A 14,295-nucleotide genomic window follows, 5' to 3' on the forward strand; every position below is an offset into this window, starting at 1 on the left:
CTCGACGCAGGACGTACGAGGGCGGGCGCCCGGTCTACAGCTCGTAGACCGCGCCCGCCTTCGCCAGTTCCACCGGGCCGTCGAAGGCGTCCTGGGCGTCGCGGAGGTTGGCCGCGGGGCTGGTCCAGGGCGGGATGTGGGTCAGGACGAGCCGGGAGGCGCCGGCGCGGGCGGCGATCTGGCCGGCCTCGCGGCCGTTGAGGTGCAACTCGGGGATGTCCTCCTTGCCGGCCGTGAAGGACGCCTCGCACAGGAAGAGGTCCGCGCCCCGGGCAAGGGTGTCCAGCGCGTCGCAGGGGCCGGTGTCGCCGGAGTACGTGAGGGTGCGGCCCTGGTAGCCGAGCCGGAAGCCGTAGGCCTCGACGGGGTGGCTGACCAGGTCGGTGCTGACGTCGAAGGGGCCGAGCCGGAAGGTGCCCGGGCGCAGGGTGCGGAAGTCGAAGACCTCGCTCATGCACTTCTCGTCGGGGACGTCCCCGTAGGCGATGTTCAGCCGGCGTTCGGTGCCGGCCGGGCCGTACACCGGGATCGCGGCGGCCGGGCCGCCGTCGTGCCGGTAGTAGCGGGCCACGAAGTAGCCGCACATGTCGATGCAGTGGTCGGCGTGCAGATGGCTCAGCACGACCGCGTCCAGGTCGTAGAGCCCGCAGTGGCGCTGCAGTTCGCCCAGGGCGCCGTTGCCCATGTCGATCAGCAGCCGGAAGCCGTCGGCCTCGACGAGATAGCTCGAGCAAGCCGAGTCCGCGGACGGGAACGACCCCGAGCAGCCGACGACGGTGAGCTTCATTTCCGGAAACACCTCCGTGGACACGCCGCATTCACCCCATTCCGCGCGGGGTGGGGGGATTGGCGGAAAGCTGTCCGCCGTGTCTTGCGAGGGTAAAGCGGGAGGCGGCGTGCTGGGCCTCCACGGCGCCCCGTTGTGGGCGGAATCACCAGTCCGGGGGGTCTTTTACGTCCCGTACGGCCGCACTTGGCGATTTGTGATCGGCTGCGGAAGGTAAAAGAACGGCGATACGCCGGACGGGACACCCGCCCGTCCGGCGTTCGTGGGGTGCGGGCCGCGGCTCGGGCGGCCCGGGGCTCAGGCCCAGAGCTGGCCGTGCAGCGCGGCCACCGCGGCCTCGGTGCTCGGTGCGGTGTAGATGCCGGTCGACAGGTACTTCCAGCCGCCGTCGGCGACGACGAAGACGACGTCGGCCCGCTCGCCGGCCTTGTCGGCCTTGGCGGCGACGCCCAGGGCCGCGTGCAGGGCGGCGCCGGTGGAGACGCCGGCGAAGATGCCCTCCTGCTGGAGCAGTTCGCGGGTGCGGCGGACCGCGTCCTGCGAGCCGACCGAGTAGCGGGTGGTGAGCACGGACTCGTCGTACAGCTCGGGCACGAAGCCCTCGTCGAGGTTGCGCAGCCCGTAGACCAGGTCGTCGTAGCGCGGCTCCGCGGCGACGATGGCGACGCCGGGGACCTTCTCGCGCAGGTAGCGGCCGACGCCCATGAGGGTGCCGGTGGTGCCCAGGCCCGCGACGAAGTGGGTGATCGTCGGCAGGTCGGCCAGGATCTCCGGTCCTGTGGTGGCGTAGTGCGCACCGGCGTTGGCGGGGTTGCCGTACTGGTAGAGCATCACCCAGTCGGGGTGCTCGGCGGCCAGCTCCTTGGCGACCCGCACGGCGGTGTTGGAGCCGCCGGCCGCCGGCGAGGAGATGATCTCGGCGCCCCACATGGTGAGCAGTTCGCGGCGCTCGGAGGAGGTGTTCTCCGGCATGACGCAGACGATGCGGTAGCCCTTGAGCCGGGCGGCCATCGCCAGCGAGATGCCGGTGTTGCCCGAGGTCGGCTCCAGGATGGTGCAGCCGGGGGTGAGCCGCCCCTCCGCCTCGGCCTGCTCGACCATGTGGAGGGCGGGGCGGTCCTTGACCGAACCCGTGGGGTTGCGGTCCTCCAGCTTCGCCCAGACGCTCACGGCGTCGGACGGTGACAGGCGCGGCAGGCGGACCAGCGGGGTGTTGCCGACCGCCGCCAGCGGGCTGTCGTAGCGCATCAGGCCATGCCTCCGGCGACGGCGGGCAGGATCGTCACGCTGTCGCCGTCGGCGACCTTGGTGGCGATGCCGTCGAGGAAGCGGACGTCCTCGTCGTTGAGGTAGACGTTGACGAAGCGGCGCAGGCCGCCGCCGTCGACGACCCGCCCGCGCAGGCCCGCGTGCCGGCTGTCGAGGTCGGTGAGCAGCTCGTCGAGCGTGCTGCCCGCGCCTTGGACCGACTTCTCGCCGTCGGTGTAGGTGCGGAGGATGGTCGGGATGCGGACCTCGATGGCCATGTCTGCGCTCCAGTGAGTGCGTGGGTGCGGGGCGGGGCGTGCGCGTACTCGGTTGCGTACGTGACGCGGGGCGGGGCTGCGGTGCTGTGCGGGCCGTGGCGGGCGGGGCCGCCCGCGGATGCGGTACTGCCGTGGTGCGGTCAGGCGCGCGGACACGCCGCGCTGGTACGGCGGCACAGGTCGACGTGCAGCCGCGCCACGAGCAGCATGCCCGGCGCCTTGTCGCTCACGTCGGAGGAAACCATGGGCTCATCGTATCGATTCCCCGAACCGGGCCGAGTCGCCCGTCTCGGTATCCGGGACGTCAGGCGTACGAAGCCACTACTTTGACCGGTTCTTCCGTGACGGCACCGTCCACGATGCGGAACGAGCGGAACTGGAAGTCCTCGGCGGTGGACACCAGGACGTAGTGGGCACCGGGTTCGTTGGCGTAGCTGATGTCGGTACGCGAGGGGTACGCCTCGGTCGCGGTGTGCGAGTGGTAGACGATCACCGGCTCCTCGTCCCGGTCGTCCAGGTCGCGGTAGAGCCTGAGCAGGTCGGTGGAGTCGAACTCGTAGAAGGTCGGCGAGCGGGCCGCGTTCAGCATCGGGATGAACCGCTCGGGGCGGCCGCTGCCCTCCGGCCCCGCCACGATGCCGCAGGCCTCGTCGGGGTGGTCGGCGCGGGCGTGGGCCACGATCGCGTCGTACAGCTCCTGGGTGATGGTCAGCATGCGGGAAAAGTAACAGGGGCGCCCGCGGCCGCCGCAGGGCACCGCCACCCCTCACGCCCGCCTCACAGCGCGGCGGCGTCCGGCGCGGTCTGCGCGCTGCCCGGGAGGGCGCCGGCCGGCTCCGGCGGCACGTGGGCGCGGCGGGCGAAGGCGGCCGGGTTGCGCCGCTTGAGCACCCGGTAGCCGACCGCGAGCACGGCGAACCACACCGGGACGCCGTACAGCGAGATCCGGGCCTCGCCGTCGGCGCCGATCAGCACCACGACGGCCGCCAGGAAGCCCAGCGCCGCCCAGCTGGCCGCGGCGCCGCCGGGCGCGGTGAACCAGGCGGGGGCGGCGCGTCCGGCGCGCACCGCGGCCCGGTAGCGGATGTGCGAGCCGAGGATGACGCCCCAGGTCCACACCCCGGCGACCGTGGCGAAGGCGGTGATGTAGGTGAACGCGCCTGCCGGGTCGACGTAGTTGAGCCACACCCCGATGCCCATCACGGCGACCGAGACGAGGATGCCGGCCGCCGGGGTGCGGCGGCCGGTCAGCCGGCCGAAGACCTTCGGCCCCTGGCCGTTGACGGCGAGGTCGCGCAGCATCCGGCCGGTGGAGTACATCCCGGAGTTGCACGACGACAGGGCGGCGGACAGGACCACGAAGTTGACGATGCCGGCGCCGAAGGGGATGCCGATCTTCTCGAAGGCGGCCACGAACGGGCTGACGCCGGGCCGGAATTCGGTCCAGGACACCACGCAGAGGATCACCGTCAGCGCGCCGACGTAGAACAGCACGATGCGCCACGGCAGGGTGTTGATGGCCTTGGGCAGGGTCTCGCGCGGGTTCTGCGCCTCCCCCGCGGTCACCCCGACCAGTTCGACCGCGACGTAGGCGAACATCACGATCTGCAGCGTCAGCAGCGAGCGGCCGACGCCGTTGGGGAAGAAGCCGCCGTCCTGCCACAGGTGGCCGACCGACGCGGTGTCACCGGCCGCGGACAGCCCGAGCGTCAGCACCCCGACGCCGATCAGGATCATCCCGAGGATCGCGGTGACCTTGATCATCGACAGCCAGAACTCGACCTCGCCGAAGAGCTTCACCGAGATCAGGTTGGCCGCGAAGAGCACCAGCAGGAAGCCGGCCGCCGCAGTCCACTGCGGGACCTGCGGCCACCAGTACTGCAGGTAGGTGGCGGCCGCGGTCACCTCGGCCATGCCGGTGACGACCCACATCAGCCAGTACGTCCAGCCGGTGACGTAGCCGGCGAACGGGCCGAGGAACTCGCGGGCGTAGTCGGCGAAGGAGCCCGACACCGGGCGGTAGGTGAGCAGTTCGCCCAGTGCCCGCATGATCGCGAAGACCGCGACCCCGGCGACGGCGTACATCAGGATCAGGCTGGGCCCCGCCTGGTGGATGGCGCGGCCCGCGCCGAGGAAGAGCCCGGTGCCGATCGCGCCGCCGATCGCGATCATCTGGATCTGCCGGCTGCCGAGGCCGCGCTGGTAGTCCTCGTCGGGGCCGGTTTCGGGCGTCGCGCCCTTCACGTCCGTCATGCCCGGATTCGTACCACGCGGGCGCGGCACCGAAATCCCGGCTGCGCCACCCGAGGGGCGGGGCGGGACGCCCTACGGCATCAGGGTCTCGACCAGTGACTCCTGGAGCGCGCCGAGCCACAGGTAGGCGACCACCATCGGCTTGCGCTCGTCGTCGTCGGGCAGGTGGTAGAGGCCGTTGTCGTCGTCCTCGGTGATGTCCAGGTAGGCGCCGATGGTCAGCCGCAGGTCGTTGAAGGTGCCCAGCCACTGCCGGGACTCCTCGGACGTCAGGTCGAGCACCGGGCCGCCGCGGTCCAGGCAGCGCACCACGGACAGGGCGTCGTCGCGCTTGCGCGCCCGCAGGTCGTTCTCGGTGAAGCGGCGGAACTCCGAGGCGTCCGCCTTCTCCTCGTAGGCGTCCGGGAACAGCCTGGCCAGCGCCGGGTCGTCCGGCGGCTTGCTCGGACCCTCGGCGAACAGCTCGGCCAGCGGGTCGGCGTCCGCGTCGGCGGCGCCGGGTCCCGGGCCGACCAGTTCGAGCAGCTGCACGACCAGGGAGCGCAGGATGGAGATCTCGCCCTGGTCCAGCTCGATGGCCGCACCGCCGCCCTCGACCGCCCAGAAGGAGCCGGACCGGCCCCGCTCGCCCGCCATCAGCGGTCCTGCGAAAGGGTCGCCCACAGTCCGTAGCCGTGCATGGCCTGCACGTCGCGCTCCATCTCTTCGCGGGTGCCGCTGGAGACCACGGCCCTGCCCTTGTGGTGGACGTCCTGCATGAGTTTGGTGGCCTTGTCCTTCGAGTAGCCGAAGTACGCCTGAAAGACGTACGTCACGTAGCTCATGAGGTTGACCGGGTCGTTGTGCACGATCGTCACCCACGGAACGTCCGGCTCGGGGACCGCGGAAGGCGATCCGCTCGACTCGGGCAGTTCGGTCTCGACAGGCTCGACAGGGGCGACACTCACAGGTTCCATGCTGCCGCTCTTGTGGGGTCTCGCACAAATGGACGTGCTCGCAAGGGTGCCGCCGGTTGGGCCGAGAGGCGTACCGGAAGCCTTCGCGCGGTGTGAGGGCGCGCACACCCCCGACATCTCGTCAGTCTGACGAGATAGGGGGTAGCATCCGGGTCATGAGCACAGCAGAGCTGGGACTGCCGGTGGACGTGCCCTCCACCGCGCTTTTCACCGACCGCTACGAGCTGACCATGCTGCAGGCGGCGCTGCGCAGCGGTGCGGCACAGCGCCGCTCGGTCTTCGAGGCCTTCACCCGCCGGCTGCCCGAGGGCCGCCGCTACGGCGTCGTGGCCGGCACCGGGCGGGTGCTCGACGCTGTGGAGAACTTCCGCTTCGACGCGCCCGTCCTGGACTTCCTGCGGCGCGAGCACGTCGTCGACGACGCGACCCTGGAATGGCTGGCCGGCTACCGCTTCAGCGGCGACATCTGGGGCTACCCCGAGGGCGAGGTCTACTTCCCCGGCTCGCCGATCCTGCGGGTCGAGGGCACCTTCGCCGAGGCGGTCGTGCTGGAGACGGTGGTCCTGTCGATCCTCAACCACGACTCGGCCATCGCGGCGGCCGCCTCCCGGATGGCGGCGGCCGCCGGCGGCCGCCCGCTGGTGGAGATGGGCGCCCGGCGCACCCACGAACTGGCGGCGGTCGCCGCGTCCAGGGCCGCGTACGTCGGCGGTTTCCGCACCTCCTCCAACCTCGCGGCCGGCTTCCGCTACGGCATCCCCACCGTCGGCACCAGCGCGCACGCCTTCACCCTGGTGCACGACACCGAGCGCGACGCCTTCACCGCCCAGGTCGAGTCCCTGGGCCGCGGCACCACCCTGCTGGTCGACACCTATGACGTGGCGACCGCGGTGCGGGCCGCCGTCGACATCGCGGGACCCGAGCTGGGCGCGGTCCGCATCGACTCGGGCGACCTGCTGCTGCTCGCCCACCGGGTGCGCCAGCAGCTGGACGACCTGGGGGCCGAGAAGACCAAGATCGTGGTGACGTCGGACCTGGACGAGTACGCGATCGCGTCGCTTGCCGCGGCGCCGGTCGACTCCTACGGGGTCGGTACGTCGCTGGTCACCGGCAGCGGGCAGCCGACCTGCGCGATGGTCTACAAGCTGGTCGCCCGCGCGGGCGACGACGGGGAGCTGGTGCCGGTGGCGAAGAAGTCGGTGGGCGGCAAGACCAGCATCGGCGGCCGCAAGTGGGCCGCCCGGCGGGTGGACGAGGACGGCGTCGCCGAGGCGGAGGTCATCGGCAGCGGGCCGATCCCCGCCGACCTGGTCGACCAGCAGCTCCTGGTGCCGCTCGTGCGCGGCGGCGAGACCGTCGGCCGCGAGCCCCTGGAGGCCGCGCGGCTGCGCCACATCGAGGCCCTCGCCGGCCTGCCCCTGTCGGCCACCCAGCTCTCCCGCGGCGAGCCCGTCCTGCCGACGGAGCTGCTGTAGCCGCGGGTGCGCCCCGGCATCCGCGAAGGTGCGGGGCTTCCCGGGCCGCGGGAGAATCCCTACGCTCGGGCCGTATCCGCACATCCCCTGGAACATCCCCTGGAAGGGCAAAATGCACCGCGCACTGATCGTCGTCGACGTGCAGAACGACTTCTGCGAGGGAGGCAGCCTCGCGGTTGCCGGAGGGGCGGACGTGGCCGCCGCGGTCACCGACCTGATCGGGGAGGCGGCCGGCAGCTACCGGCACGTGGTGGCCACCCGCGACCACCACATCGACCCGGGGGACCACTTCTCCGCGGACCCGGACTTCGTCACCTCCTGGCCCGTGCACTGCGTGGCGGGGACCGAGGGCGTCGGGTTCCACCCGAACTTCGCCCCCGCGGTGGCCTCAGGCGCGGTGGACGCGGTCTTCGACAAGGGCGCCTACGCGGCGGCGTACAGCGGCTTCGAGGGCCGGGACGAGAACGGCTCGGGCCTCGCGGACTGGCTGCGGCAGCGCGGCGTCGCCGAGGTGGACGTGGTGGGCATCGCCACCGACCACTGCGTCCGCGCCACGGCCCTGGACGCGGCCAGGGAGGGCTTCACGACCCGCGTCCTGCTCGCCCTGACCGCGGGGGTCTCCGCGCCGACCACCGAGCGCGCGCTCGGCGAGATGCGGGCCGCGGGCGTCGAGCTCATCGAGGGCTAGGGCGGCAGGCCGCAGGCGCTAGGGCCTGTCCGGCGGATCTTGTGACTTGCGGATAGTCGGCTCGTTGTGGCCGGTGTGGGGCGAGGTGATCTGACGAATACTGAGTGGGGTCGGCTGGAGCCGCACTTGCCGGCGATCGGGCAGCGTGGCGGCCGGTGGAGCGACCACCGCAGGGTAATCAACGGGGTCTTGTTCCGTGTGCGCACGGGCATACCGTGGCGGGATCTTCCCGAGCGTTTCGGCAGTTGGAAGACCGTCTATGAGCGGCACCGCCGTTGGTCGGCGGACGGCACGTGGGACCGAGTCCTGCGTGCCGTCCAGGCCGACGCGGACCTCGCGGGCCGGATCGACTGGAGCATGGTCAGCGTCGACTCGACGTCCTGCCGTGCCCACCAGCACGCGGCCGGAGCCCGGAAGGGCAAGCCGCGTATACCGGAAAAAGGGCGACGCCCCGGCACCACCGCCCCGACGAGGCGCTCGGACGGTCCCGGGGCGGTCTGACCAGCAAAATCCACCTCGCAGGTGAAGGCGGATGCCACCCCATGGCCTTCCTGCTCACGCCTGGCGAGTGGGGCGACGCCCCACAGATGATCGCGGTCCTCGAACGCGTCCGCGTTCCCCGTCCGCAGGGCGGCCGACCGCGCGAACGTCCCGATCACGTCAGCGCCGACAAGGCATACAGCTCACGCCGCAACCGCCGTTACCTGCGAAGACGCCACATCAAGCACACCATCCCTGAACCGAAGAACCAGCGGGCCAGCCGCAAGAGACGCGGCAGCAACGGCGGCCGGCCCACTGACTTCGACAAGGAGGTCTACAAGCGCCGCAACGAAGTCGAGCGGACCATCAACCGGCTCAAGAACTCCCGAGCCGTGGCAACCCGCTACGACAAACGGGCCTATGTCTTCCACGGCACCGTCACCACCGCAGCGATCCGCCTATGGCTTCGACCGTGATCCGCCAGACCAGGCCCTTGTAACATCAGGCCATGGACGACGACCCGTCTCGTGCGGAACGGACAATAGCCGCCTGGATGCGCATTGAGGAGTGGCTGCGGGTGCGTGCGCCGCGGTCGTACGCGATGCTGCCCGGTCCCGCCGAGCCGTCCGAGATCGCGGCGGCGGAGGCCGCCCTCGGAAAACTGCCGCAGGAGTTGATGGCGTTGTGGTCTCTCCGGGCCGGAGGCAGCGGCAGCGGTCCTGAACGCCTGGAGATCCTCAGGGGCTATGACGTGTTCCCTCCGATGGATTCGGTCCGGTGTCATTTCATCGCGCTGTCGCCCATCCTCGAAGTCGAGGAGATGGGTCCGCGTCCGTGGGTTCCCGCGTGTGCGACGGCAACGGATGAGCCCGCTCTGTGGAACTTCATCGATGTTCCGACCGGTCAGCTGGGGTGGAATGTCCATGCTGGCGAGTTCACCGAGCCGGAGGAATCGGGCGACACGTTCGCCGAGTGGATCGAGAGTGTGGCCGACCAGCTCCACGGAGGGCAGGCCTGGGGCATCCGGCTGCCCGGGGTCGCTAACGGCTGGCTGTCCTGGGAGGACATTCGAGACCAGAACCGGATTCCATCGAGCTGGGAGCCAGTCTGACCCGACGGCCCCGATCCGGCGGATCATGGTTTTCGACAGTCACCCCGCCCCACACCGGACACAACGAGCCGACCAGACGCCACCCACAAGATCCGCCGGACAGGACCTAGACCCGGTTCAGGGTCGAGATGGGGTGCCAGGGGTCCGAGGACCTGGCGTGGTAGTCGCGCCAGATGAGGCCGTCCGGGTGATGCAGCACCGCGGTGATCTCGTCCGGGGTGGGCGGCTCGGCGTTGCCGGTCAGGCGGGTGCCGCGGAAGCCCAGGTTGCTGAGCCGGGTCAGCGCCCGCTGCCGGTTCAGGGCGTGCACCACGACCCGTACCGTGTGTGCCGGGTCGGCAGGGTGCGACAGCGCGAGGGCCACCACGACCGTTCCGCTCGGCAGCTTGGTGAAGCCTCCGACCGCCATGGTCACATCATCCGCGGTCCGGCCGCCGCCCACCAGCAGGCGACGGCCGAACGCAGCATTACCGCAGGTCGTACCGCAGATTACGTCAGCGGTGCGAGGGGCCGACCTGGACCGTCATCGTGCTGCCGTCCAGCGGCTCCGCCACGATGGTGATCCGGGTGTTGGTGTCGGGCACCTGCACGCTGCCGTACGGGTTGCTGTCGTACCAGTAGGTGCCGGAGTGGTCGTCGAAGACCGGCGAGCCGAGCTTCGCGCCGACCGTGGCGGCGACCCCGTTGCTGTGCAGGGTGAAGCCCTGCGTCGGGTACCAGCTGAAGGTCGAGTCGTAGGCCTGGATGCGGTTGCGCATCACCGAGCCGTTCGACCACTTCTCCGGCTTGGCGTGGGCGTCCACCGGCAGGATCTCACCGGCACCCGGGTGCACACCGACGTTGTTGTCGGCCTGCGAGGTGTCCCAGAGCCACACGAGCAGTCCGTTCTGGTAGGCGAAGTGCTCGACCTGCTTGGGCTTGCTGTTGAGCCAGCCGAAGTTGTACGGGCCGGTCTTCAGCGTCTGGTCGAAGCTGACGTACTGCCGGTTCTCCGCGATGTAGAACTCGGGGTAGTCGTTGGTGAACGACGCGCCGATCCGGGTGAAGCCCTTGGCCGTCCACCCGTTGTCGTCGGTCTCCGCACCGTCGGTGACCACTGCGGCGCCGTCGGCGGTCACGGTGATCGCGTCGCCGGTGAAGCCCTTCTGGGCCACGCCGCCGTCGGTGAGGTAGCGGAAGCGCAGCTGGATCTGCTTGCCCGCGTAGGCGTCGAGCGGGAAGGCCAGGTCCTCGTACGCACCGCTGGTGCCGGTCAGCGCCGGGGCGTCGCCGCCGTCCCTGGGCAGCGACTTGCCGTTCGCGGTGCCGTCCAGCGCGGTCCAGCTGGCGCCGCCGTCCGCGGAGACCTCGGTGTAGAGGTAGTCGTAGTTCTCCTCGATGTCCCACCACCCCTTGAGGGTGAGCGACGCCGACGACTTGCCCGTGAGGTCCACCGAGCGCGTCAGGGTGTTGGACAGGTTGTCACCGCTGCCCGACCACCACTGCTTGCTGCCCTCGGCGGGCGCGGTGATCGTCGTGGTGACGGACTTGTCCGGCAGCGTGACGATCAGCGCCTGCTTGTCCTTGGTGTTGTACTCGGCCACGCCCAGCTTGGTGGTGGAGCGCGTCGCGGCCTTGGCCGTGCCGTAGTTGAGCCAGCCCAGCTGCAGCTTGTCCCAGGCGTTCATGTCGTCGGGGCGGTCACCGATGGCGTTCTTGCCGGTGCCCATCCACGAACCGGACGACATCAGCGTCCAGAAGGCGGTGTTGTTCTCGCCGATGTACGTGGTGTCGTACTCGTCGGGCAGGCCGAGGTCGTGGCCGTACTCGTGCGCGAAGACGCCGAGGCCGCCGTTCTCCGGCTGGAGGGTGTAGTCGCCGACCCAGATGCCGGTGGTTCCGATCTGGGTGCCGCCGGCCTTGTTGTCGGCCGGTCCGGTACGGCCCGCGTCGGTGCCGTAGGCGTACCAGCGGTGCGCCCACAGCGCGTCGGTGGCCTGCACGCCGCCGCCGGCCGACTCGTCCTCGCCCGCGTGGACGATCTGGAAGTGGTCGATGTAGCCGTCGGGCTCGTTGAAGTTGCCGTCGCCGTCGAAGTCGTAGCGGTCCCACTGGTCGTACTGCGCCAGGTCCGCCTTGACCTGGGCGTCGGTGCGGCCCTGCGCCTTCTGGTCGGCGACATAGGCCGTGGTGGCGTCGCGGATCAGGTCCCAGGCGCTGGCGCAGATGGTGCTGCCGCAGTAGTTCGCGCCGTAACGGGCCTCGTTCCAGGGCACCTTGACCCAGGCGGAGACCTCGCCGTCGACCGAGTAACGGCCCGAGGACTGCTTCTCGTAGTAGGTGGCCAGCGAGTCCTGGCCCGCCGTGTGCGAGAAGTAGAGGTCCTTGAAGTGCTGCTGGTTGTAGTCGGCCTGCCAGGCGGTGCTGTTGTCACTGGCCGGGTCCGGCTGGGCGATCGTGTTGTGCGCCGGGCCTGCCGTGCCGCCGTACTTGGTCACCGGGGCCTCGGGGCCGTCCGGGCCGTCCGGGTCGTACGTGGTGGTGGTGTCCACCTGGTCGCCGAACTCGGCGAGGATGGTGAAGATCTTGTCGGTCTTCTCCCGGCCCAGCTCGACGTACTTGCTCTTCTTGCCCTTGCCCGAACCCAGCTGGACGACCTTGGAGGCGCCGATCTGCTGGACGGTCGCCTGCCCGGCGACCACCTGCTGCAGGGCAGCGGAGCGCTCCGCCTCCTGCTGCTTGCTGAACGGGCCCGGCAGGTCGTGCGCCTGGCTCTCCGCCGGGTCGTGGGCGGTGGCCGCGGGCACGGTGCCGGGCGCGCGGTCCGGCGTCGCCGCGTACGCGCCCGCCGCGGTGGCGGTCGGAAGCACGCCCAGGACGGCGACTGCCAGGGCCAGGGCGGCGGGTTGGGTGATCCTCCGCTGATGTTTCAAGATTACTTGACCTCCCCTTGGGAAAGGCCATTGCATCGGAGTGGCCGGGGAAAAAACAGACCTTGACTTGGGCATGGCAGGACAGTACGTTTACCGGTTTTACGACTCCGCTGACCGGACATCAGACTCCGTACGCGCCAGGGCGGTACGGTCACGCAGAGGCAACCGGACGCGCGTGCGACCCCGTGCGCCCCCTCGTGCACCGCACCGCGGGTTAGGTGATGCTTACCAAGCGTTCGCCCCGGGCATGCCGAACAGGAGCCACCCGTCAGCGTGCCCCCGCTTCGACGTACCCGAGGACGGTTCCCCCGATGCCACGTCCGACGACCCCGCAACTTGCCTACGGTTCCCTGACCGTTGTCCTGTTCACCCTCGCCACCCTGCTGCTGGCCGACGTACGGTCCGGCGCCGCGGTCGTCGCCGTGGCCGCCGGCGGTCTGCTGCTCGGGCTGCTCGTCGCGGTGTGCCTGACCGCGCCGGCGGCAGCACGCCGCCGCGCCTCGCTCGGCCCGGCCCCGCTTCCCCCGGCGGCGGTCCCGGTCCCGCGCTCCCGCGTCGCCGGCGGCGCGACCAGGGAGCGTGAGCGCTCGCTCCGGCGCTGAACCCCTGGTGCGGGCCATCAGACGGCGGTCACGACTACGGTCTTGGCCGCCTTCTCGTGCAGCCCCTGCTTGTACGGCTTGTCGAACAGCACGGTGATCCCGATGATCAGGAACCAGAAGCAGCTGCAGCAGAAGGCCGGAAGCCACAGGATCGCGGCGCGGGCCGCGGCGGAGTTCTGCGGCGGCACGCTGCCGTCGGACAGCATCGCCGCCCGCAGGCCCATCAGCTTCTTGCCGACCGTCCGGCCGTCGGCCTTGGTCATGTACCACTCGTAGAGGAAGCCGAGCCCGGCGGTGAACACCCCGCCGATGGCCGACCGGCCGTAGCTGAAGTCGTTGCCCTGCACACCGCCGGCCGCCCAGTCCAGCAGGCCCGCCGGGACCAGCACGATGATCAGGTCGATGATCCGGGCCAGCACCCTCCTGCCCGGGGCGGCCAGCGGGGGCATGCCGGCCATCGGGTCCTGGCCGCCGCCGCCGAAGCCGTGGCCCGGGTCGTATGGACTCCCCCCGCCCGGCGGCGGACTCCCGTACGGATTCCCGCCGCCCGGGGGCGGGCTCCCGTACGGGTTCCCCGGGGGCGGCGTCTGATCACTGGTCATACACCGAGTCAATCCCGGCAACGCGCCACCCGCCCGCTGCCAAGATCCATCCGGGCGACCCGGCCCCCTGGTACGCGGGGTGAGCGTCTTTCAGGAGCGCGGGGAGGGCCGGCAGGTGGGACCAGCGGGAAGGGCTAGGCGGACGCCACGAAGGTGCGGGACGCCTTGTCGTGCCAGCCCTGGCGCCACGGGCGGTCGAAGATGCACCAGGCCACGCCGAGGACGCCGACCACGAGGAGGTTCAGGACGGAGCGGGTGAGCCAGCGGCGCAGGCTCGCGCCGAAGCCGGGCGGCTGCTGGGCCTCGATGTCGAGGACCTGGAGCCCGACCAGCTTCTTGCCGAGCGTGCGTCCCCACCGGGCGGTGGGCAGCACTTCGAGCAGAACCCCGGCCAGGACCGCCACCACGGCCACCGCCGCCAGCTCCGCCCCGGTCGTGGCGTCGAGCAGCCACACCTTGACCGTCTCCCCGGTCAGCTTCGCCGCGTCCACCTTGTCCTTGGCGTGGTGGTACGCCGCGGAGCCCAGCGGCAGCGCCGCCGCCCCGGTGACCGCGGCGAACAGCACCGTGTCCACCACCCGGGCGGCGAACCGCCGCGTCAGCCCGCCCGGCCGCTCCTGCGCGCGGGCGCTGCCGAACGGGTCGTCGGCGACCGGGCGCCAGGGGGTGACGGCGCCCTCCCGGGCCAGCTCGTGCACCTGCTCGGCCCAGGGTGCGGGCTGCGCGGGCACGGAGGGTTCGCCGTGCGGGGCCGGCTGCGACAGGCGCGGCGGCTCCGGCGCCCGGGGCTGCGGGGTGACCCTCGGCTGCTGGTACGGCGCCGGCCGCTGCTCGGCCTCCGGCGGCGCCCCCCACGAGATCGGCGGCAGCTCGCTGCCGGCCGCGGCCGGCCGGGGCCAGGCC

At 71.2% G+C, this 14,295-nt stretch carries 17 protein-coding genes; 5 read left to right on the forward strand and 12 right to left on the reverse strand.

The features are described from left to right. Window positions 1–34 precede the first annotated feature (34 nt). The 8 genes from NFU81_RS12855 to clpS all read right to left on the reverse strand — a co-directional run bounded on the left by NFU81_RS12855 (window position 35) and on the right by clpS (window position 5,522). Entirely contained in the window at window positions 35–787 is a 753-nt protein-coding gene (locus NFU81_RS12855; protein WP_251488981.1) for an MBL fold metallo-hydrolase, read from the reverse strand. A gap of 297 nt (window positions 788–1,084) precedes the next feature. Then, window positions 1,085–2,035: a PLP-dependent cysteine synthase family protein gene (locus tag NFU81_RS12860; RefSeq protein WP_251488983.1), complete on the reverse strand. Its 951-nt coding sequence runs from the start codon at window positions 2,033–2,035 to the stop codon at window positions 1,085–1,087. After that, window positions 2,035–2,313, reverse strand: a complete 279-nt coding sequence (locus tag NFU81_RS12865; protein WP_251488985.1) for a MoaD/ThiS family protein — start codon at window positions 2,311–2,313, stop codon at window positions 2,035–2,037. Before NFU81_RS12865 ends, NFU81_RS12860 begins: the two co-directional genes overlap by 1 nt. Before the next feature lie 140 nt (window positions 2,314–2,453). Further along, window positions 2,454–2,558, reverse strand: coding sequence for a putative leader peptide (locus NFU81_RS41100; RefSeq protein ID WP_340188947.1), 105 nt, complete (start codon window positions 2,556–2,558; stop codon window positions 2,454–2,456). A gap of 59 nt (window positions 2,559–2,617) precedes the next feature. Next, window positions 2,618–3,028 carry a M67 family metallopeptidase gene (locus tag NFU81_RS12870; protein ID WP_251488986.1) on the reverse strand — a complete coding sequence of 137 codons (411 nt, stop codon included), beginning with the start codon at window positions 3,026–3,028 and terminating at the stop codon, window positions 2,618–2,620. A gap of 62 nt (window positions 3,029–3,090) precedes the next feature. Beyond that, window positions 3,091–4,566 carry an amino acid permease gene (locus NFU81_RS12875; RefSeq protein WP_251488988.1) on the reverse strand — a complete coding sequence of 492 codons (1,476 nt, stop codon included), beginning with the start codon at window positions 4,564–4,566 and terminating at the stop codon, window positions 3,091–3,093. A 72-nt stretch (window positions 4,567–4,638) separates the two neighbouring features. Beyond that, on the reverse strand, window positions 4,639–5,202 hold the full coding sequence (locus NFU81_RS12880; protein ID WP_251488989.1) for a DUF2017 domain-containing protein: 564 nt from the start codon (window positions 5,200–5,202) through the stop codon (window positions 4,639–4,641). Continuing rightward, window positions 5,202–5,522, reverse strand: coding sequence for an ATP-dependent Clp protease adapter ClpS (gene clpS, locus NFU81_RS12885; protein ID WP_251488991.1), 321 nt, complete (start codon window positions 5,520–5,522; stop codon window positions 5,202–5,204). The genes NFU81_RS12880 and clpS overlap by 1 nt, the downstream gene beginning before the upstream one ends. Window positions 5,523–5,677: 155 nt before the next feature. Between clpS and NFU81_RS12890 the strand changes: the two genes are divergently transcribed. From NFU81_RS12890 to NFU81_RS12905, 4 genes are all read left to right on the forward strand, one after another. Beyond that, on the forward strand, window positions 5,678–6,997 hold the full coding sequence (locus NFU81_RS12890) for a nicotinate phosphoribosyltransferase (RefSeq protein WP_251488993.1): 1,320 nt from the start codon (window positions 5,678–5,680) through the stop codon (window positions 6,995–6,997). A 112-nt stretch (window positions 6,998–7,109) separates the two neighbouring features. After that, window positions 7,110–7,685: an isochorismatase family protein gene (locus NFU81_RS12895; protein ID WP_251488995.1), complete on the forward strand. Its 576-nt coding sequence runs from the start codon at window positions 7,110–7,112 to the stop codon at window positions 7,683–7,685. Window positions 7,686–7,760: 75 nt separating this feature from the next. Next, window positions 7,761–8,641 (forward strand): IS5 family transposase gene (locus NFU81_RS12900; protein ID WP_251489089.1). Its coding sequence is split into 2 segments (ribosomal slippage): window positions 7,761–8,121 and window positions 8,121–8,641, totalling 882 coding nucleotides; the frame shifts between segments, so codons are not numbered across the junction. Window positions 8,642–8,673: 32 nt separating this feature from the next. Continuing rightward, window positions 8,674–9,276: an SMI1/KNR4 family protein gene (locus NFU81_RS12905; RefSeq protein WP_251488997.1), complete on the forward strand. Its 603-nt coding sequence runs from the start codon at window positions 8,674–8,676 to the stop codon at window positions 9,274–9,276. 106 nt (window positions 9,277–9,382) lie between these two features. Here the strand turns inward: NFU81_RS12905 and NFU81_RS12910 are convergent, their stop codons facing one another. Then, window positions 9,383–9,685 carry a hypothetical protein gene (locus NFU81_RS12910; RefSeq protein WP_251489005.1) on the reverse strand — a complete coding sequence of 101 codons (303 nt, stop codon included), beginning with the start codon at window positions 9,683–9,685 and terminating at the stop codon, window positions 9,383–9,385. Between the two features lie 85 nt (window positions 9,686–9,770). Then, window positions 9,771–12,188: an immune inhibitor A domain-containing protein gene (locus NFU81_RS12915; protein ID WP_422665184.1), complete on the reverse strand. Its 2,418-nt coding sequence runs from the start codon at window positions 12,186–12,188 to the stop codon at window positions 9,771–9,773. A 311-nt stretch (window positions 12,189–12,499) separates the two neighbouring features. Here NFU81_RS12915 and NFU81_RS12920 point away from each other — a divergent pair, with 311 nt between their 5' ends. Next, the gene (locus NFU81_RS12920; protein ID WP_251489018.1) at window positions 12,500–12,790 is read left to right on the forward strand and encodes a hypothetical protein; all 291 of its coding nucleotides are present in this window, start codon (window positions 12,500–12,502) and stop codon (window positions 12,788–12,790) included. Window positions 12,791–12,807: 17 nt separating this feature from the next. Here NFU81_RS12920 and NFU81_RS12925 read toward each other — a convergent pair whose 3' ends face one another. After that, a complete protein-coding gene (locus NFU81_RS12925; protein WP_251489020.1) occupies window positions 12,808–13,392 on the reverse strand; it encodes an RDD family protein in 585 nt (194 codons plus the stop codon). A 134-nt stretch (window positions 13,393–13,526) separates the two neighbouring features. Beyond that, window positions 13,527–14,295: RDD family protein (locus NFU81_RS12930; protein WP_251489022.1), on the reverse strand; the 769-nt coding region annotated here is incomplete at its 5' end.

Origin of the sequence: Actinacidiphila cocklensis (genome assembly GCF_907177275.1) — a bacterium.
GTDB classification, from domain to species: Bacteria; Actinomycetota; Actinomycetes; order Streptomycetales; family Streptomycetaceae; genus Actinacidiphila; species Actinacidiphila cocklensis.